Below are 20,579 nucleotides of genomic sequence, written 5' to 3' on the forward strand. Positions count from 1 at the left end.
GCGGCCGACCCCGACGCAAGAAGGAGCCGACATGCCGCGTTCACTCATCCGCAAGAACCCCAGCGACTTCAAAACCTTGCCGCTGTTCGTCGAAGCCACGCCTGAAGGCCTGAGCTATCAAAGCGTCGGCATGCCGCTCAACTTTGCCCAAACCCTGCAAAAGCGCCGACAGGTCAATGTGACCGACACCGAGCGTTTTGGCCTGGAGCTGGCGAACCTGGGCGTGTCCGTACGCCTGACGCTGCACTGGCAAGGCCGTGATTATTGGGTGCTGGTGCGCCAACGGCGTCAGGACCGTGGCGACGTCGTACTCAAACTGATCTCAGGCTACGTGCCGGCCCACGAGGTGAATCTGCCGTTGCATACGGCCATTCAGGAGGTGGCTGAAGAGTGCCTGCTCGAAACCCCGGAAGGCTGGCTGGGGGGTCGTTTTAATGAGACATGGCTTCCAGCGCCCTACATCAGCGCACTGCATTACCGCGAAGCGCTGCCTTTTCGCCTGACGCCCAACTCAGGCGCGGCGCGGCCCGTACGGTGTGGCAGCCAGCCTTTGCTCGAACGCCCCAGAGCGTATGTGCATTTACCCACTGCGTCCCTGCAACTGATCTATGACCTGCGCCTTGAAGTGCCCAAAGAAGCCAAATCGTTGAGTTTGTTTCATGTCGATGAGCGTTTGGAGGGTGATCAGTTGGTGGCCCGACTGGATCGAAAGCGGCCTGATTTGTACCTCATCCCCCTGACCGACGGCCAGCCGTGTGCCGAGTTGTACACCCTGAGCAAAGACCGTTTGCAGGCTGCCAGTACACGCGGGCTGTATTTGGCGGAGAGCTTTGCGCCGCAGGACGGCTGGGTGGTGCGCGATGAGCGGATTCGCTGGAAGGACTGGCTCAAACAGCAGGGCTTGAGCGAAGCGGGTAAAGAGTCGCGGCTTAAGCGCTTGACGGGAAAGGCACGGCAGATATTCAAGAAGGTGGTGAAAACCAAAAGCCCCTAACCCTCTCCCGGAGGGAGGGTTAGGGCAAGGCGCTCATCACTGACCGCGAATCTTCTCGACGATGGCCGTGGTCGAGCTGTTCTCAACCAGACCCAGCACTTTCACTGTTCCACCATAAGACGCCACGATGTCAGCACCCACCACTTGGTCGATACCATAGTCACCGCCTTTGACCAGCACGTCGGGCCTGACCTGAGCCAGCAGGTTTTCCGGTGTGCCTTCGGGGAAGCTGATGACCCAGTCCACCGCGCCCAGTCCGGCCAATACCGCCATGCGCCGGTCGACACTGTTGATCGGGCGACCCGGGCCTTTCAAGCGACTCACAGAAGCGTCATCGTTAACCGCAACGATCAAGCGATCACCCTGGGCACGCGCCTGCTCCAGATAGGTCACATGCCCCGCGTGCAGAATGTCGAAACAGCCGTTGGTGAAGACGATTTTTTCGTTGTGAGCGCGTGCATCGTCGATGGCCAGCAGTAGCTGATCAAGGCTCAAGACACCGCGCTCCGAGCCTTCTTCGCGCTGTATGGCACGACGCAGTTCCGGGGCGCTGATGGCCGCCGTGCCCAGCTTGCCCACCACAATACCCGCAGCCAGATTGGCCAGCGCTACGGCGTGGGGCAGCTCTTCACCCGCAGCGATGGCCGCGGCCAGCGTAGAGATCACGGTGTCACCCGCGCCGGTCACGTCAAACACTTCACGCGCACGCGCAGGCAAGTGCATGGCCGCAAAGTTTGGGCGCAACAAGGTCATGCCGTGCTCGCCACGCGTCACCAGCAATGCCCCCAAATCGAGGTCAGCCATCAATTTGGCGCCCTTGGACACCAGCTCGGCTTCATCGGCGCAACCGCCGACGATGGTTTCGAACTCGCTCAGGTTGGGCGTAATCAGGCTGGCTCCCCGGTACACCGAGAAGTCCTTGCCCTTGGGGTCGGCCAGCACCGGGATGCCTTTGGCGCGTGCGGCCTGGATCAGCACCTGGTGGTTTTTCAACGCACCTTTGCCGTAGTCCGACAACACCAGCACCTTGATGCCTTCAAGCAAGTTGTCGACTTCAGCGCCCAGTGCCAGTGCATCCGTGGCAAAGGGTTCTTCAAAATCAATACGCAGCAGTTGCTGGTGACGGCTCATGACCCGCAGCTTGACGATGGTCGGCTGGTGCGCAATGCGCTGGAACAGTGCACGAACACCCGCGCCTTGCAGGCTGTTGGCCAGGCTGTCGGCGGCTTCGTCGTCACCGGTCACGCCCACCAACGAGGCAGGAGCACCCAGTGCAGCAATGTTGAGCGCAACGTTGGCAGCACCGCCCGGACGGTCTTCGATCTGCTCGACTTTGACCACCGGCACTGGCGCTTCAGGGGAAATCCGTGAGGTTCCGCCATGCCAATAACGGTCGAGCATGACATCGCCTACCACCAAGACAGGGGCTTGATCGAATCGCGGCATGGACAACTTCATGGAGAACCCACATACAAAATGAACAGGGGCGCGATATTAACACAGGGTGAACGCTGGTCAGTTCACGGTATTAATCGCGAGGAATGAGAATCAGACGTGGCTTACAAAACCTGCGCTCAATGACACACAGGCCCGTGCAGGAGATGGGCGAACCCATCCCCTGCAAGGGATCAGGCGATGTCGCCCGACGCCAACGGTGCATCAAGCCCCAAAGAATGCAGGCGAGCGTAGTAACCGTTTTGCGCCAACAGCTGGGCATGAGTCCCGCGCTCAACGATCTGGCCCTGGTCCATGACCAGGATCATGTCGGCTTTTTCGATGGTCGAAAGGCGGTGTGCAATCACCAGGGTGGTGCGGCCTTTCATCACATGATCCAGTGCGGCCTGAATGTGACGCTCGGACTCGGTGTCGAGCGCCGAGGTCGCTTCATCCAGAATCAGCAGCGGGGCATTTTTCAGCAAGGCGCGGGCAATCGCCAGGCGCTGGCGCTGACCACCCGAGAGCAATACGCCGTTTTCACCGACCTGAGTGTCCAGGCCCTGGGGCAGTTGCTCGATGAAGTCCATGGCGTAGGCGTCGCGCGCAGCCTTCTCGATATCGGCCCGCGGCGCGCCCGCCAGGTCACCGTAGGCAATGTTGTTGGCCACGGTGTCGCTGAACAGGGTGACGTGCTGGGTCACTTGCGCAATATGACGGCGCAGATTGAGCAGGCGGTACTGCTCGATATCAATGCCATCGAGCAGAATTTCACCCGAGGTGTGATGGTAAAAACGCGGAATCAGGTTGGCCAGCGTTGACTTGCCGCTGCCCGAACGCCCCACCAATGCCACCATCTGGCCCGGCTCGGCAATGAACGACACATCCTTGAGCACCTGGCGATCGGTGTCGGGGTAGGTGAAGTTCAAGTTGCGCACCTCAAGGCGACCGCTGACGTGGTCGCGCTCAACGGTGCCGGTGTCGACTTCCGGTTTTTCGTCCAGCTGTTCGAAGATGCTCTCAGCGCCCGCCACACCCTTCTGGATCGTGGAGCTGACTTCGGACAATTGACGAATCGGCTTGGGCAGCAGGCCCGCCAGGGTGATGTAGGCGATCATGTCGCCCGCCGAAGCATCGCCACGCATGTACAGCACCAGAAACATCAGGATGCCCATGGCCACGTAGATCACCAGTTGCAGCATCGGCGTGTAGATCGCCCCGGTACGGGTCATGCGCAACTGTTTATCGGTGTTGCTCTGGCTGGCTTTCAGAAAGCGTCTTTGCTCGTAGGTTTCGCCGCCGAAGCTGCGCACCACGCGATAACCCTGAATGGTTTCCGAGGCCACGTGGGTGACGTCGCCCATCGCTACCTGAATCTTCTTGCTCTGCTTGCGAAACTTCTTGCTGGCCGTGCTCACCATGACCGCGATCAGCGGCAGGATGGCGATCATCACCAGCGTCAGGCGCCAGTTCATCCACAGCAACGATGCAAACAGGAACACCACGGTCATGCCTTCGCGGATGACGACCTTGATCGCATCGGTGGCAGCACCCGTGACCATGGTCACGTTGAAGGTGATACGCGAAATCAGATGGCCCGAGTTGTGTTTGTCAAAGTAGCGGTTAGGCAGCACCAGCAGGTTGTTGAACAACTGAACCCGCAGGTCGTGAACCAGTCCCAAAGACACCTTGGCCAGGAAGTAGTTACCCAGGAAGGAACCCAAACCCTGCCAGGCCGCGATCAGCACGATCAATAGCGGCACCGCTTGCAGCAGGCGCAGGTCGCGCAAGTACGGCACGGACGGGAACAGCACCGCATCCGGGTTGGACAGGCCGTCAACAAAGTACTTGAGGATGTAACCCAGCATGGGCTGAGTGGACGCAAAAATGAGGAAGCCGACAATACTCAGCAGAAACAGACCGATATAAGGCCGGACATAACTGAGGAGGCGCAGATAGATCTTCAAGCTCGATTCGCTTGAGCTGGGGCTGGATTCGGTCATATCACGCGACAGTTGTGAAAAAAGGTTGCTGACTTTATCACAGCTTCTCTGGTGTACTGCCAGCCGGTTGGGACAAGGTCTCACAGGACGCCTAAAACGACATTAAATGGCCATTACGTTAGTATGGCCATCCAAAACCTGGAATGAACCTTTCAGCATGCAATTCAGTTACTTGAGCTACTCAAAACATCGGATGTTCGATTTCATTTGCCTGTGGCTACTGCCAATCGGGCTTTTTTTGCTTCTATCTGATTTGTATTTTGTGCCTGACCGCAGCATCCATCACAAACTGTATTACGGTTTATTCAGCATTCCGACGTTGATTGCCCTGCTGCTGCGTCCGCGGGAGATGAAAACGCTGCTTCAGGAACCCCTGATCCTGGGCCTGCTGGCGTTTATCGGCTGGTCAATGTTCACGCTGATATGGAGCCCCACCGCCGACAGCGCACTGGGCCTGCTCAAACCGCCGCTGCACATTTTGATGTTGTTTCTGGGCTGTTCTCTGTTGGTCAAATACCGCAGTGAAAGCCTGCAACCGATATTTTTTAGCGCCGCCGTGATCGCGATGCTGATCACGCTGTATAACCTCTACGTGTTTGCCGGGGAGTGGTCGCCCGACATCCCCGAGCAACGCATGATTGGCGCCGGCGCCTTCGATAACCCGTTGCTCAGCTCCCACGCCTTCGGTTTTTTCTGCATCTATTGGCTGACGCTGGGCATGACCAGCAAGCGCAAGGCCATCGTCATGGCGGCGGCCCCTGCGTTTCTCATCATGTTTGCCGCCTTGCTGGCTACAGGCTCGAGAACGCCGCTGGTGGCGGTTGTCCTGAGCATGGTCTGGCTCAGCTTCATTTGCTGGAATCGCCGTTCTCTGGCCTTGATCGGCATGCTCACAGCAGGCGCCGTGGTGGTGCTCGCGCTGTTCTCAGAGATGATCTTTCTTCGCGGCAGCTCGTTCCGGCTGGACATCTGGCGCATGGCGCTGGAGCTGATCGCGCAACGACCGTTTATCGGGCACGGGTATGAAGCACCTTTGGCGTTTGATGTGCCGCAAGTGGGTTACACACTCAGCGAGCCGCACAACTTCGCCCTGGGCGTGCTCTATTACGTTGGCATCATCGGTTTCATTCCGTGGGTGTTCATGCAGGTGTGGGGGCTTTACAGCAGTTGGCGCCATCGCGTTAACCCTTTGTTCATTCTGGCGTCTGCCTGGTTGGTGTACGGCATCGGCGCCGCGTTGACCGAGGGCGGGGGAATCTTGCCGCGACCTAAAGAACACTGGTACTTGCTGTGGATTCCACTGGCACTGATCGCCGCGTTAAGCATCAGCCAACGCCTCAAAACCTTGCTCGACCGCCCGGTTAAGCGCCTGAACAACGCTGATTACAGTGCGCTGCTAGCCCATGCAAAAGTGATCGAAGAAGACGGCCTGGGGCCCAAAGTTCTGCGCCTTGAGAACGGCAGCTTCCTGAAACTGTTTCGCGAGCGCCGCAGCTATACCTCCGGCAGCTTCAACCCCTACTCCCAGCGTTTTGCCGTCAACAGCGAACGCTTGCAAGCGATGGGTATTGCCGCCCCCAGGATTCTCGATCTTTACCTGTTTGCCGATGGCAGCAGCGGGGTGTTGTATCAGCCATTGCCGGGGCAAACGCTGCGCCAGGTGATGCAGTCGATGGGTTCGGGCGCCATGCGCCAGGCACTGGTGGAGCGCTTCGGCAAGTTCCTGGCACTGCTGCACGACAAGGGCGTTTACTTCCGCTCGCTGCACTTGGGTAACGTGTTGCTGATGGACGATGGCGAGTTTGGCTTGATCGACATCGCCGACCTGCACTTCTATCCGTCCTCGCTGAGGCTGGCCTTGCGTCAACGCAACCTGCGCCACATGCAGCGTTACCCCGAAGACCGCCGCTGGCTGTTTGAAGAACAGCTGCAAGCTTTACTCGACGGTTACGCCGTCCAGGCCCCACCGATTGCCGTGGGCCGCTTGAGGCAACAGATAGAACAGCTGGGCCGCACTGAGAGCACTGTCAGTTGAGCCTGGGGAGCAACAACCCGCTATGGGCCGTGATCGCATACGCACTGGCAATCACCACTTCAGCATTGTTGCTCCGCTTCTTCCCGCGTCTTCAGCGCAGCGTGCAACACACAGGGCAACAGCGCTTTAGCAGCGTCGATGGTTTGCGCGGTTATCTGGCGTTCGGGGTGTTCGTCCACCACACCGCCATCACCTGGATCTACCTGCACACCCGCGTGTTTGACGTCCCCAAGAACTATTTCTACGCACAAATCGGCCTGGCCAGTGTTGCGCTGTTTTTCATGATTACCGGCTTCCTGTTCTGGGGCCGCCTTATCAAACATGGCCGCCATCACGACTGGCTGGCCTTTGCCGTATCGCGCATTTTCCGCCTGTACCCGCTCTACCTGCCGCTATTGCTCGTCGTGATCCTCTGCGTGTTTTACCTGCAAGGCTGGACCTTCGAGGATGAACCGCTGGTGGTCGCCAAACAGGTTCTGGCCTGGCTGGTGTTCGATCGCCCCGACATCAACCAGTACCCGCAAACCGGCATGCTGATTTCCAATGTCACTTGGACACTGAGCTACGAGGTGTTCTTTTACCTGGCATTGCCGCTGTTCGGGATGGTGTTTGTGTACCGCAAAAACTGGAAACAGGCCGTGCTGTGCCTGCTGGGCATTTATGCCCTGTATCAGGTGGTCGGCTGGGAGCATTCGCTGAAAAAACACATCCTGATGAGCTTTCTCGGCGGCATTGCGGCGGCTTATTGGGTGCGTCGCCCACAGTGGGTGGCGTGGGGCCAGACCCGTCTGGCAGCCTGCATCGCCTTGATGCTGTTGGTCGTGGTGCTGTTCATGTTCCGCAAGAGCTTCGCCACAGCGCCACTGCTGCTGTTGACCGCGTTCTTCTGCATCGTGGCCTCGGGCAACACCTTGTTTGGCGCCCTCACGCTGCGCAGCATCCGCTGGATGGGCGAAATCAGCTACAGCACCTACCTGCTGCATGGCCTGCTCATTTGGCTGTTGATGCACCGCCTGCCGGTGGTGATGCAGTGGGACATCCAGCAACCGCTGGTATTTGTTGCATTGGCGGCGGTCGCCAGCAGTTTGCTGATCGTGATCAGCAGCCTGACGTTCTTGTTTATCGAGCAGCCCGGCATGCTCGCGGGCAAGAAGACGGTGCGCTGGCTACGTCAGCACACCCCTCTTAAAACAACCCAATCCGTGAAAGACGACGCCTGATACTCAGTCTTTTTCCAGCGGCGAAAAGTACAGACGCCCCAGGCCGCGCCAGGTTTTACCGGTCCAGTGCTTGAACGGAATTTGCTTGAGCAGTTCGCGCGCCAGACCACGGTCCCGGTTGGAGGTTTTCAGGAACATCGAGTTCAGGAACTTGTAACGCACTTCGTCATACAGCGGGTGATCACTGAACAACGCGTAGATGCGCAAAATGCTGTCGATCATGAACCGGTGGTTTTTGTACGAGTTGGTGGCGTGCTTGCGGTACTGCGCCATGACCACACTCAAACCGTCGATAAAGTACCCGGCGTGGGTGATCTTCAGCTCGATGTACAAGTCTTCCAGACGAATGCTCGGGTCAAACCCGCCCACCTTGTCCAGCGCTTCACGACGAATCATCAGCGTGGTCGCGGGCGGGTAAGGTTTGCGCTCCAGAAACATGTCATCGAAGTCCAGGCGACGGAACGGCACATCACGGCGCTGGCGCTTTTCGGGGTAGAGGTTGCCCTCGGCGTCGATCAGTTCGATATTGCCCGCGCAAATGCCGACCTCGGGCTTGCCGTCCATGTACTCAACCTGAATCGCGATGCGGTCCGGTTTCATGATGTCATCAGAACCGAACGGCACGATCAACGAGCCTTTAGCCCGCGCAATCGCGCCATTGAGGGTGTTGGTCAGCCCCTGATTTTGCTGGACGCGAAAATCAAACCCGTGCGCAGCCTGCAAACGTTGAATGCGCTCAACACTGTCATCGCTCGATCCGTCGTCAACCACCAACAATTCGATATTGGGGTAGCTCTGGTCCAGAACGCTCTGAATGCTCTGTTCGATGTACGGGCCGTGATTGTAAGAAGCAATAATCACCGAAACCAAAGGTTGAGCGTCTGTCATGAGCGGTCCTTGCGTGCTTGACTCAGGCCTGAGTCGATCAAATCCAGATACGCCTGACGGAACACCTCGATGTCGTGGTGTTCTTGCAGGTAGCGATACGCCTGTTCGCCCTTGGCGTGCAGCGCCTCGTCTGGCAGTGCGAGGTACTCATCGAGGGCGGCGGTCAATGTCGCCACGTCGCTGGGTTTGACGGCCAGCCCTCCCGCGCCCTGAATCAACGGCAACATGGCGGGCACATCGGTGGCAATCACCGGCAAATGGCCACTCATGCCTTCAAGCAATGCCAACCCCAGACCTTCGGCCAACGAAGGCATGGTCCAGATGTCGAACGCGCGCACGTACTGCAAGGCGTTCTCCTGAAAACCCAGCAAATGCGCGCGACCGTTCAGGCCCAACTGTTCGATCTGTTCGCGCAAGCGCGACTCTTCACGACCGGCGCCGATAATGGCCAACTGCGCATTGGGGTATTTGTCCTTGAGCGCGGCAAAAGCCTGGAGCAAGAAACGATGGCCCTTGATAGGCACCAAACGTCCCAGTGCACCGACCATGCGCGCGTTCTGGTCCAGGCCCAGTTTTGCACGGGCTTCAGCCCGCGGCAGTTGCAGGGCCTCGGCTTGCTCGATGTCGATCGCGTTGGTAATCGCGTAGGTGTTTTGCTCGGTAAACCCGCACTTGCAGTCCAGCAAGTACTGTTTGACCGCTGGCGATACACCGACAAAACGCCACGCCTTGTCGATCAGGCGTTTGGCCTGGCTGCGACGATAAAGGCGGTCGTACTCACCAAAACCATGGGAAATGCCAATGCATAACGGGATTTTCAGCCAGCGATTAAGCTGCAACATCATGTTGACCGGCTTGAAGCGGTTGCAAATCACCACGTCAAACTGTTCTTTGCGACAGAACTTGTACAGCGCCCACATCGCGCGGATGCGCATGCCTTTGAGCGACTTGTCACTGAACTCGAAGTACACCGAGTGATCGGCCTTGCTCACCGGCTCGCCGGGGCCAGGGCGACCGCGCAAGAACGCGGCCGTGATTTCATAACGCTCATTGGGCAGCGCACGCACGATTTGCTCGGCCAGGTCAGCGAAATCATGGGATTTGACGTTGTAATCAGGCTGCAACTGCAAAACCTTGGAACGCTTCATAACTCTCCCCGGTGAAATCCGGTGGCATCAATAACCCAGGCAGGCTCGGCGGCCAGACGCTGGACAGTGGCGGGATCGGGAATGGGCAACGCGGCCCATTCATTGCGCTTCCAGCACACGAAGTGAAAGTACGGAAAGGTGTAGTCGCCGTCGCGGTCATTGGTCAGTTGACCCTTCTTCCAGAACCATTTGCCCGGGAAGTTTTGCGTGCCGTCATGCCACTTGATGCAACCGCCCGGCGTACTGAACGCCTCGGTGAAGTCGCTGGTACGACGCAATGGGTTGAACTTGCCCACCAGATCAAACAGCGGCTTGGGAAAGTTCTTGCGCCACAAGAAGATCCGGCTGAAGGCTCCTTCATCAAGCGCATGGTGCTGATCGTCGGTAAAACGCTGCTGCCAATCCTCGATTTTCATGAACAGCTCGCGCTTGCACGGCGTGTTGCGCATCAAGCACAAATGACCTGCGACGCGGCGTTCATGGGTGGAGAACAAGTCGTAGCGCGCCAGCCGCTCAGCGGTGAAATAGCTGCGCAAGTTGCCGTACACCAGGTCGATGTCGCCAAAGGCCCAGAAATCATAGCCGTGCAGGCTGTCTTCATGGATGTAACCCAGCGCGGGCTTGATATCGCACAGTTTGTAGGCGGCTTTGGGCGCGAAGTTGATCTTCAGGCGCTCAGACACCTTGCGGCAATAATCGCCAAAACTGATGCTTTGAACAGTCACATTGGGCGGCAGGTTTTCAGGCACCCCACAGTCACTGAACAGCAGCCAGTCAATATCAGGATTGTGCCGGCAGCTTTCCAGGAAAAAAGGCATCCAGAACGGCCATTGGCCGAAGTAAGGGATGACAAACGCAATACGCGGTGATGGTTTTATCACAGGGAACTCAATGTAATGGTCGAGAAAAGGGACAACGCTATGCCCCTGAAAACGGTGTTTTTATTATTTAAGGTGCCAAAACAGTTCATGTCGGCGAACCGCTTTGCGGAAAAATTCGTTCTCACCGTAAGGTGATGGCTTTCGGCCAGCCAAGAGCCTTTGTATCGACCGCCGCACCCGCCGCTTGAGCGCTGCACGCGGTTGCAGATCATGCATCATGCCCAGCGCCATCGCTTTGTCGCGCTGTTGCTCAAGGCTCAACACCCGGCTATACGGACGCAGCGTGAGTGAGGCATCGAACACCGGTGGCAGTGCAATGCCATCCCCGCTGTTGCCCATCGGCCAACGGTCGTTGTCATGCAAGTGGTTGGCGTAGCCCAGTAACGTGTCCGGCTGCCACGCCAAGCCTTGCAGCGCCTCAATGACCGCCGAATGCGCGCAGATATGATCGGGGTGCGGATCAATGGCGGGATGCGGCAGCACGATCACTTGCGGCTTGGCCCGCAGGATTAACGCCCGCAGGTCGGCCAGCAAATTGTTCCAGGTCGGCGCGCCATCCTCATCACCCGGCAGCGCCAGGCTGTTGAACTGGCGAAACATGCGGGTATCGGTCAGGTCGGCTTCGCGAGAAGGGATCGGTTGCTCAGGGGCCGCCTGCATGGCGGGCAATTGCAGGCAGAAATAACCGAGCTGCGCGCATTGGGCTTGCGGCACACCGGCCCAGCGCGGCACCGCCACGCTGTCCCAGGCACGCAGACGACCCTTGAGACGCGCCGCTTGCGCAGGTTCGAGCCCCATCTGCTGATAATGCTGCGCTTCGATCTCACCCGCGGTCAGCGTCACGATCCAGGCTTCTTTGGCCTGACTGTACAAATCAAACGCAGCCAGCTCGGCGTCGTCGGCATGCGGGGCAATGACCATGACCCGCTGCTCGCTGTAGTCCGGCTGAGGCAAAACCCACAGTTGGGGCTGGCCCACTACACGGCAAAAGCGCCCGCGCAGCGACACCTCACCGGCGCTCAACGCCTCAGCACAGCCTGTGAGGTTCAGATAACGCAGGCCATTGACGCCGCGCTCGAATGTTTGCCGATCGTCGGCGAACTGGACAAACGGGTCGACAAACCGCCCCAGCACGCCACTTTTCACCTTGAGCGCCAGAATCAGTGTTTCGTCACCCGCCAGGCTCAGCGGCGCTTGCAGCAGCACGCGTCCACCTTCAAGGCGCACATCAGGGCACTCAGTGTCGGCCGCAAAACGGTATTGATAGTCGTCTTTGGGGGCATAAAACAGATGGTCGGCAAACCACGCTTCATGGGCGATCCAGCCCACCACCGCCAGCAGCAGGGGTAACCACCAGGCCACCAGCACACCGCTAGCAATCAGTAACAGCAGACCGATCACCAGACTGATGCGTTTATTGCGTCGATGGCGCTTGAGAAGTTGCTGTTTGCGGCTCATGGCTTGGCTCTTGTTGGCTGATTGCCGTTTTTAGGCGCGAGCGTGGCCCCATTGCGAGCGCGCTCGGGCCTAACGGGACGACATCACACTTTGAAGACGGGCACCGGGTTGCACCAGCGCTCTTTGTATTCGCGGTCAGCGCGGCCGAACGAGAAACGCAGCGGCTTGTTAACACTGCGGGCCTGCTCCCAGGCCGACTGGGTGTTGATAAAGCTCAACACGCTGCCGGGGCTGAAAGCACGCGTTTGGGGGTCGACGCCGCCATTGACGTACTCAACGCTGATCCATTGCGGCGATTCAACCCGATACACCAATTGGATGGCAATGGGCGCATCGTTGAGGAAGATCACCGAACCGATCAAAAACTCGCGTAATAGCTCAATGACTTCAGCCATACGCTCGGCCCCGGTGGCCACAAAGCCCCAGCGCCGCAGAAACAAATCGCAATAAATGGCCGACAACTCGACGCTGGAAAACTCAGACACCGGGCGTATGACTCCGCCCGCCTCTTCGAGTAAACGCAGTTCACGGCGCTGGTTATAGCGAAACTTCTTTGACAGCTCTTCGGGCGTGCGTGCCATCGCCAACTGTTCGGTTTGCGCGACTAGCGTACTGAAACGCCCCTCGTTGAGTTGTGACAAGTAACGCCCACGATGGCGTAAAGGCGCTGCTGCGTCATCGGCCGCTGGCAAAATCAACTCGGCATTGCCCAGATCAAACAGGCCTTTTTTGCCGTGGCGCTTGAGCACGTCCTTGGACAGTGCCAAGTCGCGGCCCCACGTCGCGATTGCGGCTTTAAGTTCAGCGCCCTGCTCCCAGGCTAAATAACGCACCGGGATGCCCGCCAAGTGCGCCAGGCGCTCAATGACCTGTGGATGGGTGGCGACGCTGCCACCAAAACGCTGCCAGGCATGGGCATAAGTGTCAGCGTCAACCGCCTGCCAGCCGCGCTCGCGCCAGCCCTGAAATCGATTAAGCATCAGGCCCCCGCAGTCAGGTCGGTGACTTGCGGCAAGTGCCAGAAGGTATCGCGCACCGCTTGATCGCTAAAACGCTCATGCAGGCGCGCCAGCATCAATTGGGCACAGGCCAGACGCTGCGCATCATCGAGCTGCGCCAAATGTTGCAGGCCCTGAGCCAGATGATCTGCGTCGCCCAGCGGGAACAGAATGCCCACGCCCTCGACCACTTCCTTGGCGCCACCACAGGCCGTGGCCAGTAGCGGCACGCCAGCAGCCATCGCCTCCAGCAGCACCATGCCGAACGGTTCATGGTCGGAGCTGAGGGCAAACACATCAAACGCGCGAAAGTAGCGGCGCGCGTCGGGCACTTGACCGAGAAACTTCACCTGCTCGGCAACGCCGAGTTCTTTCGCCAGTTCCTTGAGGTCTTGCTCCAGACGGCCCTTGCCCATGATCACCAGTTGGCTGTCCGCGGGCAGGTGCGCCAGTGCCTTGGCAAAGCCTTGAATCAGCGTGGCCTGGTCTTTGTCAGGGTGCAGACGCCCAACGTTGCCGATCACAAAACCGTCAGCCGACAGCCCAAGGTCTGCACGCGCCTCGGCACGCGGTACCTGGCTGGCTTGCACCGCCTGAATGTCGATCCGGTTGTACAGCGTACTGATACGCCCGTTTGGCCATTTTGGCAGGCACTTGCGCAAGTCATCGCGCACAGCATCCGAAACGCCGAGCAGGCTCAAACGCTTGCCAAACAAGTGAGCGAACAGCTTGCGGCTGCGACGCTGGTAATCGCCGAACGCATGGTGCACGCCGATCACCGGCAAATCAGTGGCCAACAAAGCGACGTAAATCGGCTTGAAACGGTGTGCGATGCAAAAGCTGAAATCGCGCGAGGCAGCAATTTTGCGCAGCTCGCGGATGGCGCCCAGCTTCAGGCCACGAATGGCCTTGGAGCTGAATTCCATGAACAGCACGTCGTCCGACCCGCAGCCCGCTGCAACCTGGGGGTCGGCCGCCCCGGTCAAAAAGACCGTGGTGACCTTGTACCCGGTGCCTGCAAAGAGGCTGGCGTATTGACGGGCGCAGTCCAGAAACGGCCCGTCATAGCCGTGACAGAACTGCAACACATGACGCTCAGTCGAGCGAGTCATAAGCATCCGCGCCGTCTTTGACTACCAAAATGTCTTCCATGATCAGGTACTGCAAATCAGAACCGAAGAACATGTTCAGGGCGTCGGTCGGCGAGCACACCATCGGCTCGCCACGACGGTTGAGCGAGGTGTTGAGTGACACACCATTGCCGGTCAGCACTTCCAGCGCTTTCATCATGTCGTAGTAGCGCGGGTTGTATTGACGCTCAAGCACTTGGGCACGGGAGGTGCCGTCTTCGTGCACCACCTCTGGCACGCGGGTCTTCCACTCTTGCGCCACTTCAAAGGTGAAGGTCATGAACGGGGCCGGGTGATCGACCTTGATCATTTGCGGGGCCACGGTGTCGAGCATCGAAGGGCAGAAAGGCCTCCAGCGCTCGCGGAACTTGATTTGTTCGTTGATGCGGTCAGCCACACCCGAGCTGCTTGGGCAGCCGATGATCGAACGACCGCCCAAGGCACGCGGGCCAAACTCCATGCGGCCCTGGAACCAGGCCACCGGGTTGCCGTCGACCATGATCTTGGCGATGTTTTCAGGGGTGTTGTTGATCTTGCGGTACGCCGGTTTGCCAGGATGACGGGCACAGGCCGCGATCACGTCTTCGTTGCTGTACGCAGGGCCCAGGTAGACGTGTTCCATCTTCTCGACCGGTACGCCACGGGCGTGCGACACATAAGCGGCGGCACCGACAGCGGTGCCTGCATCGCCGGACGCCGGTTGCACGAACAGCTCTTTGACGTCAGGACGGGCAATGATCTTCTGGTTCAACTTGACGTTCAGCGCGCAGCCACCGGCAAAGGCCAGCTTGCCGGTTTCTTTAAGCACGTCGCCCAGGTAGTAGTCGATCATCTGCAACGACAGTTTTTCGAACAGTGCCTGCATGCTGGCCGCGTAGTGGATGTACGGCTCGTCGGCGATATCGCCTTCGCGCTTGGGACCCAGCCACTCGATCAGTTTTGGCGAGAAGTAGAAACCTTTGCCCTTCTCTTTGTAGCGGCGCAGGCCGATGACGTTGGCGTATTCGGTGTTGATCACCAATTCGCCATTTTCGAACGAGGCCAGGCGCGAGAAATCGTACTTGCTGGCGTCGCCGTACGGCGCCATGCCCATCACTTTGAACTCGCCGTCCAGCATCTCGAAACCGAGAAACTCGGTGATCGCGCCATACAGGCCGCCCAGGGAGTCCGGGTCGAAGAACTCTTTGATCTTGGTGATCTTGCCGTTTTCGCCATAACCGAAGAAGGTCGTGGCGTACTCGCCTTTACCGTCGATGCCCAGGATCGCGGTCTTCTCTTTGAAACCCGAGCAGTGGTAAGCGCTGGAGGCGTGAGCCAAGTGGTGCTCAACCGGTTCGATCTTGATTTTTTTCGGATCGAAACCCAGTTGCTCAAGGCACCAGACAATCTTGTTGCGATAGCGCTTGTAACGACGGTTACCCATCAAAATCGCATCCAGCGCACGATCCGGGGCGTACCAGTAACGCTTGGCATAGTGCCAGCGCGCCTCACCGAACAAGCTGATCGGGGCGAATGGAATCGCCACTACGTCAACGTCGGAAGGCTTGATACCCGCTTGTTCAAGGCAAAATTTTGCAGATTCGTACGGCATACGGTGTTTTGCATGCTTATCACGTACAAAGCGCTCTTCTTCCGCTGCCGCGACCAGCTTGCCGTCGATATACAGGGCGGCGGAGGGGTCATGGCTCAGGGCGCCGGACAGGCCAAGAATCGTCAATGCCACAGGTTGTGCCTCTTTTGAATGCAGGCAGGCGGCAGGCGCCTGAAAAAAGGGTGTGCTGCGCGCAACGCGCAGAAACAACTAAAGGGCGCGATTATAGCGTAAAGAGCACGGTAATGACCCAGCGCGATTTGCCACGCCCTGCCTTGAGGGCTGATGGCGCCCTCGCGGCGTAATCCCTCCCCCACGCAATACATATGTAAGCCCAGCCCCCCTGCACTTTGCGATTTCCTGTGATGACGCATTGGTGTGCATCTCGCACCCACCCCCACGACAGGAACGCCCCCTATGCCTGACAACTTGGCATTGCTCACGAACGCCGCTAATGAACTGCTTACCCTGAGGAAAAACCTGCCAGACCTGGAAATCGCGATGGAGCATCGTCTGCGTCAGTTTTTCCCGACGCTGGCTGAGGACGTTTGCACAGACCTGCTTTTCATCAATGAACAAGCCCCGCCTGAGCCGGGCCAAACGCCCTTCATCACCAGCAAAACACTGAGCATGCTGATTGATCAGTGCTATCTCGAACAAAAGGTCCCCGCCTTTGTCCAGGGCCAAACCAAGGTCTATCACTATGCCCACACCGTGGAAGAACAAGACCAGGCCAGCGAAATCACCGTGGATCTGCTCGAAAAATTCCTCGCCTACACCACGTTTAGCCTTGAGCTTTGCCTGCGCGATGCGCTCACCGATTTTTGGCAAAAACCCCAGCGGGAGTTTAATTCACTGACGCCCAAAGCCTGGCTATCGCGCTATGTTACAAACCTGATCCGCACCGAAGCCGCTGTGCGTCATGCCGACAAAACCCTTGATGCAGCGGCCCTGAATGCCGTCAACCAGGTATTTGCTTCGCCCACACAGCCGCCCACGCCATGCACATTCGGGTTTTATACGCTGACCCTCAACGGCAACACCCAATTGGCGGCGCTGCCTCTGTACGGCCACTTCGTGATCACCACGAAAAACCTGCCAGTCGACTCCACTGACTCCTCCCTCCTGCGCGTGGTGCAAGACGATGCGCCGCGTACGGTCGTACTTTTCACCCCCACCCAGGGCCTGGAGTCTTTCGCGTCCTTGTCGGCGTTGAGCCAAGAGCTCAATGCTCGGCTTACTGACAATTACCAGCGCGATACGTTGCTCGAGAGCGTGCTGGTGCAAGACCGTGTGCGCGCCCTTGCCCATCATCATGTGGACCTCAGCTCGGTCGCCGACGCCTCTGCCCAGACCTTTTATGCCGATCAACTGATCCACAAGCAAAAACTCGACATGCGCCATGCCTGGCCAGTGGCGGTCGCGAACGGACAAGACAAGACCCTTGAGGACCTGTCCGATCACGTGGAGCAATCACTGGACTCAAGCATTGTGTTAAAACCCGCCGGCATTTTGCAGGCGCGCTATACCCGACTGCTGGAAAGCCAGCTCCCCGAGTGGCTTAAACAGGCGAGCGAAGCGGACAAAAGCCAGTGGCGACTGGCGGTTGAAAAACTCAACCATGAACAACTGGCGTCCGAAGCCAGCCAGGCGCAATCCATTAGCCTCAGCGGGCAAAGAAACACATTGTTGGGGTACGCGCGCCAGCAGCTCATACAAAGGATCAAAACCGAGCGCAACATAGAGGTCGATCCCGATTCCATTTTCATCTCCACCACCGAAGCCTTGCAGACAGGCGCCGTGATTTACCCTTTCGGCGGTTCAGGGTTTCCCGCCGGTGTCAGCATCGAGCGGACCGGACCGTCAATTACCCATAAAACCACCGTGCGTAGCCTCAGCGAACTGGCGCTCGCCAACGTCGGGGTCTGGGATGTCACCTTTGCCCTGACGGCACGCATTACCGATGCACAAGGGCACACACACCCGATCCTGACGCACAACTACATCAAACAGCTGGTGCGAGAACTCGATATCGGCGAACGCTACAAAACCCGGCTTAATGATTTGCTGTTGAACTCACAGCAAGCGCACTGGCGCAAAGAACGGTATGTCGCCCTCAAAACGGCACAACTCAAACTGGACCTGCTTGAAGCACGCCTGTCGGGTGTGCTGAATGAAGATCAGGCTGCCTGGGTGCAAGCGGTGTTGGACCATCCGGCTGAAAAAGACCGCCCTTTGGTCAAGGGGGGGCAGATAAAAGCCCAGTTATTAATGTTGCGCTACCACTCGCTGCCGGGGCTGCTGGTATTCACCTCTACAGCCGTTTCCCAATTGCTGTGTTACCTGCCCGGCGCGCCAAAAAACACGTGGTTTGCAGTGGCCCACTCACGCAATGAGTTGGCCCGCCTGTTGTCCCAGCCGATGTTTAACGCATATGTATTGCACAAGGTGACCTCAGCCCAGCAGGCGTATATCAGGCCATTGCTCAATGACGGGCTGAGCGACAGCAACGTGCAATTGCAAATCGTCCCTCACTCGGTGTTCGAAGCGTCCTACGACGCCGAAGCTTCGCATGCGCTCAGGGATGCCGACGAACAATCGACTTCCACCTATGAAAGCAACCTCAACACTGCCAAAGACGCGGCGTTGACGTTTCTGGACGTCATATCGTTTGTTTTACCGACCAAAATACTGCTGCCCATTGTGGCTGCGCGCTTCATCTACCAATTGACGCTCGTCTATGACGCCCTGCAACGGGATGAGGAATACGAAGGTTTTCTGCACTTGATGGGGGCCATCAGTCATCTCACCGATGGTGCTTCGGACTTTGCCGGCTCTGCGGTGTTTGGCCGCTCGATTCGTCAGCGGGCCAGACAACCTTTGGCCGCACTCAATCCCAATGCGGCCAGCTCACCGCCCCCGCAAACCCTCAGGCTACGCACGGGCAACGAGTATGGCTCAGGTGTCTATGAAGGCCCTTCAATCGGCGGTAGCGCACCGGCGCACTTCATCACAGACAACAAGGGGAATTTGTACCGCAGCCGCTATGACAACCTGGACGATACCTGGCGAGTGAGCGACGAGAGAGCCCCTGATGCCCAACGCAGCGTGCCCGTCAGCGAGCTGTCGGCGGGCAGGTGGGACGTGCACCCGGCATCGTCCCAGCTCACGCAAAGGAGCGGCATCGAGCGCGTCATAGACAGCGCAAAAGTCACGGGCGTTACGCTCAGAGGCAGAACACCTGACGCCCAAGGTGTGTACCGGGTCGGCAACCTTCGCTATATCGAGCAAAACGGCATTGTGTTCGAGGTTTCCTACGGTTGGCTGGGCCGTCACTGGTACCTGCAATTGCCCGCAGGTTCCAGCACCGTCGTGCGTTACAAAGTCCGGCGCACGCAAAGCTACTGGGAAATCAAGCATCGCCTGTCCAGTGCCGAAAAGCGCTGGGAACCCTTGGTCCTCGATAAAACTCAATTGCCTGCACGCGTCACAGACGCCTCGTACAGCGTCTACGATCTGCCCGTTGAGCACCGCACCCTTGTGCAGGAACTCATCGCAGGCAACGACAAACTGCTGCACGTCGACTACGCATCACCCAGTCCTGAGCTTCAAAAATCCAGCCAGACCTTCAAAGCGCTCAGGGCTAAATTACTGACGGACGCCCAGACGTTCCTCAAGGCCTTTGAGCCTAAACCACGACCCGTTCGCCCTTCTTTGGCACAGTCCGTCACGCCCGATGACCTGTTCAAAAGTTTGTTCGAGCAATCGCAAGGGGTGATTTTAGGCGAAACGCATTCGCAACAATCCGCGAAAAAAATATTGATCGCACAGATGAGTGAACTCAAAAAACGCGAGATCGGCGTGATCTTCCTGGAGCACCTGCAAACCGATACTCATCAGTCCCTGCTGGATGAATTTTTCAGCACTCAAAAAATGCCACCCCAACTGGATGAGTTTCTTAAATCCCAGGATGCCGGGCACCAGATCGACCCTTCGAGCGAGTTCACCTACAGCAAATTGGTGCGCGAGGCTGTACAACAGCGGATCCCGGTCAAAGCCCTGGACTGTACAGCCAGTTACCACGTTTCAGGGATGCCGACTCGCGTCCCTGACCTGAACCGCACTGAAATGTTCAGCTATTTTGCATCGCAGGTAATCAGGGGCCATCTGGCAACCAACCCCACTCAAAAATGGATCGCCCTCACCGGCAACAGCCATGCAAACACCTATCAAGGGGTCCCGGGAATAGCCGAACTGGAAGGCGCCATAGGGGTGCGTGTCTCAGATGCAGCACCGAACAACGCCCACGGCCTGCGCCAGAACATCCCGGAGATCATTGCGCCGAGCCTATGGCAGCGGGAGCACGTGCTGTTAAAAAATGACTACTGGCTAGAGGTAGAAATAGCCGGGACAAAACCAAAATTGCCGCCGTTCAATGCGCCGCAGATTGAGTCAAAACTCAATAAGCCTGGCACGTTCATGTTGGAAAATACGGTGTCCGAAGGCGCCTACCTGATTCATCGCGCCAGGGATCAACACATCGTGCGCACACGCATCCAGCTCGATAACGGCACACTGTTTATCGATCGTCCCAATTGGCCTGACATCCACCTTAAGCGCTATCACTACCTGGCTGATTTGGTTAGGAGCCTGAAAGCGAGAGGGCTGGAAGCTGCACGCTAACCGGCAGGGGGGGCGCTTTTAATTCTGCTTGCCGCCCCCCAAATCCGTAAGTGCGCAGCACGAGGGTGCCCTTCTTGTACTGTCGATACAGCGTGTCAGGCCAAACCGCTGTATCG

13 protein-coding genes are annotated in these 20,579 nt (G+C 58.1%); 4 read left to right on the top strand and 9 right to left on the bottom strand.

Going from position 1 to position 20,579, the window contains the following annotated elements; all coding sequences use genetic code 11:
* The first annotated feature begins 31 nt into the window (after positions 1-31).
* Entirely contained in the window at positions 32-994 is a 963-nt protein-coding gene (locus tag AP059_RS16625) for a hypothetical protein (protein ID WP_059763556.1), read from the top strand.
* Between the two features lie 36 nt (positions 995-1,030).
* On the opposite strand, the gene hldE is transcribed toward AP059_RS16625, so the two are convergent.
* Both hldE and msbA read right to left on the bottom strand, forming a co-directional pair.
* Positions 1,031-2,452 (bottom strand): bifunctional D-glycero-beta-D-manno-heptose-7-phosphate kinase/D-glycero-beta-D-manno-heptose 1-phosphate adenylyltransferase HldE, encoded by a 1,422-nt coding sequence (hldE, locus tag AP059_RS16630; protein WP_059763558.1) that lies wholly within the window; start codon positions 2,450-2,452, stop codon positions 1,031-1,033.
* A gap of 170 nt (positions 2,453-2,622) precedes the next feature.
* Positions 2,623-4,431: a lipid A export permease/ATP-binding protein MsbA gene (msbA, locus tag AP059_RS16635; RefSeq protein WP_059763560.1), complete on the bottom strand. Its 1,809-nt coding sequence runs from the start codon at positions 4,429-4,431 to the stop codon at positions 2,623-2,625.
* A gap of 157 nt (positions 4,432-4,588) precedes the next feature.
* Between msbA and AP059_RS16640 the strand changes: the two genes are divergently transcribed.
* Positions 4,589-6,466, top strand: a complete 1,878-nt coding sequence (locus tag AP059_RS16640; protein WP_177332402.1) for a bifunctional O-antigen ligase/aminoglycoside phosphotransferase family protein — start codon at positions 4,589-4,591, stop codon at positions 6,464-6,466.
* A 2-nt stretch (positions 6,467-6,468) separates the two neighbouring features.
* Complete coding sequence (locus AP059_RS16645; protein ID WP_177332404.1) at positions 6,469-7,686, top strand: acyltransferase family protein; 1,218 nt, start codon at positions 6,469-6,471, stop codon at positions 7,684-7,686.
* Between the two features lie 3 nt (positions 7,687-7,689).
* On the opposite strand, the gene AP059_RS16650 is transcribed toward AP059_RS16645, so the two are convergent.
* The 7 genes from AP059_RS16650 to AP059_RS16680 form a co-directional block, all read right to left on the bottom strand.
* Complete coding sequence (locus AP059_RS16650; protein WP_059763567.1) at positions 7,690-8,574, bottom strand: glycosyltransferase; 885 nt, start codon at positions 8,572-8,574, stop codon at positions 7,690-7,692.
* On the bottom strand, positions 8,571-9,722 hold the full coding sequence (locus AP059_RS16655; RefSeq protein ID WP_059763570.1) for a glycosyltransferase: 1,152 nt from the start codon (positions 9,720-9,722) through the stop codon (positions 8,571-8,573). Before AP059_RS16655 ends, AP059_RS16650 begins: the two co-directional genes overlap by 4 nt.
* On the bottom strand, positions 9,719-10,603 hold the full coding sequence (locus AP059_RS16660) for a DUF6625 family protein (RefSeq protein ID WP_177332400.1): 885 nt from the start codon (positions 10,601-10,603) through the stop codon (positions 9,719-9,721). Before AP059_RS16660 ends, AP059_RS16655 begins: the two co-directional genes overlap by 4 nt.
* Before the next feature lie 63 nt (positions 10,604-10,666).
* On the bottom strand, positions 10,667-12,061 hold the full coding sequence (locus tag AP059_RS16665) for a PIG-L family deacetylase (RefSeq protein WP_059763572.1): 1,395 nt from the start codon (positions 12,059-12,061) through the stop codon (positions 10,667-10,669).
* 83 nt (positions 12,062-12,144) lie between these two features.
* Positions 12,145-13,041, bottom strand: coding sequence for a GNAT family N-acetyltransferase (locus AP059_RS16670; protein WP_048400535.1), 897 nt, complete (start codon positions 13,039-13,041; stop codon positions 12,145-12,147).
* On the bottom strand, positions 13,041-14,171 hold the full coding sequence (locus AP059_RS16675) for a glycosyltransferase (RefSeq protein ID WP_059763574.1): 1,131 nt from the start codon (positions 14,169-14,171) through the stop codon (positions 13,041-13,043). The genes AP059_RS16670 and AP059_RS16675 overlap by 1 nt, the downstream gene beginning before the upstream one ends.
* Complete coding sequence (locus AP059_RS16680; protein WP_059763658.1) at positions 14,155-15,912, bottom strand: carbamoyltransferase family protein; 1,758 nt, start codon at positions 15,910-15,912, stop codon at positions 14,155-14,157. Before AP059_RS16680 ends, AP059_RS16675 begins: the two co-directional genes overlap by 17 nt.
* A 285-nt stretch (positions 15,913-16,197) precedes the next feature.
* Here AP059_RS16680 and AP059_RS16685 point away from each other — a divergent pair, with 285 nt between their 5' ends.
* Positions 16,198-20,463, top strand: coding sequence for a membrane-targeted effector domain-containing toxin (locus AP059_RS16685; RefSeq protein WP_059763576.1), 4,266 nt, complete (start codon positions 16,198-16,200; stop codon positions 20,461-20,463).
* The last annotated feature ends 116 nt before the right edge of the window (positions 20,464-20,579 follow it).

The sequence above is a fragment of the Pseudomonas sp. TAA207 genome, assembly GCF_001529285.1.
Taxonomy (GTDB): domain Bacteria; phylum Pseudomonadota; class Gammaproteobacteria; order Pseudomonadales; family Pseudomonadaceae; genus Aquipseudomonas; species Aquipseudomonas weihenstephanensis.

What these genes read in the sequence shown, in the direction of transcription:
- AP059_RS16625 (WP_059763556.1), top strand. Translation starts at nt 32, where the DNA reads ATGCCGCGTTCACTCATCCGCAAGAACCCCAGCGACTTCAAAACCTTG.
- hldE (WP_059763558.1), bottom strand. Translation starts at nt 2,452, where the DNA reads ATGAAGTTGTCCATGCCGCGATTCGATCAAGCCCCTGTCTTGGTGGTA.
- msbA (WP_059763560.1), bottom strand. Translation starts at nt 4,431, where the DNA reads ATGACCGAATCCAGCCCCAGCTCAAGCGAATCGAGCTTGAAGATCTAT.
- AP059_RS16640 (WP_177332402.1), top strand. Translation starts at nt 4,589, where the DNA reads ATGCAATTCAGTTACTTGAGCTACTCAAAACATCGGATGTTCGATTTC.
- AP059_RS16650 (WP_059763567.1), bottom strand. Translation starts at nt 8,574, where the DNA reads ATGACAGACGCTCAACCTTTGGTTTCGGTGATTATTGCTTCTTACAAT.
- AP059_RS16655 (WP_059763570.1), bottom strand. Translation starts at nt 9,722, where the DNA reads ATGAAGCGTTCCAAGGTTTTGCAGTTGCAGCCTGATTACAACGTCAAA.
- AP059_RS16665 (WP_059763572.1), bottom strand. Translation starts at nt 12,061, where the DNA reads ATGAGCCGCAAACAGCAACTTCTCAAGCGCCATCGACGCAATAAACGC.
- AP059_RS16670 (WP_048400535.1), bottom strand. Translation starts at nt 13,041, where the DNA reads ATGCTTAATCGATTTCAGGGCTGGCGCGAGCGCGGCTGGCAGGCGGTT.
- AP059_RS16675 (WP_059763574.1), bottom strand. Translation starts at nt 14,171, where the DNA reads ATGACTCGCTCGACTGAGCGTCATGTGTTGCAGTTCTGTCACGGCTAT.
- AP059_RS16685 (WP_059763576.1), top strand. Translation starts at nt 16,198, where the DNA reads ATGCCTGACAACTTGGCATTGCTCACGAACGCCGCTAATGAACTGCTT.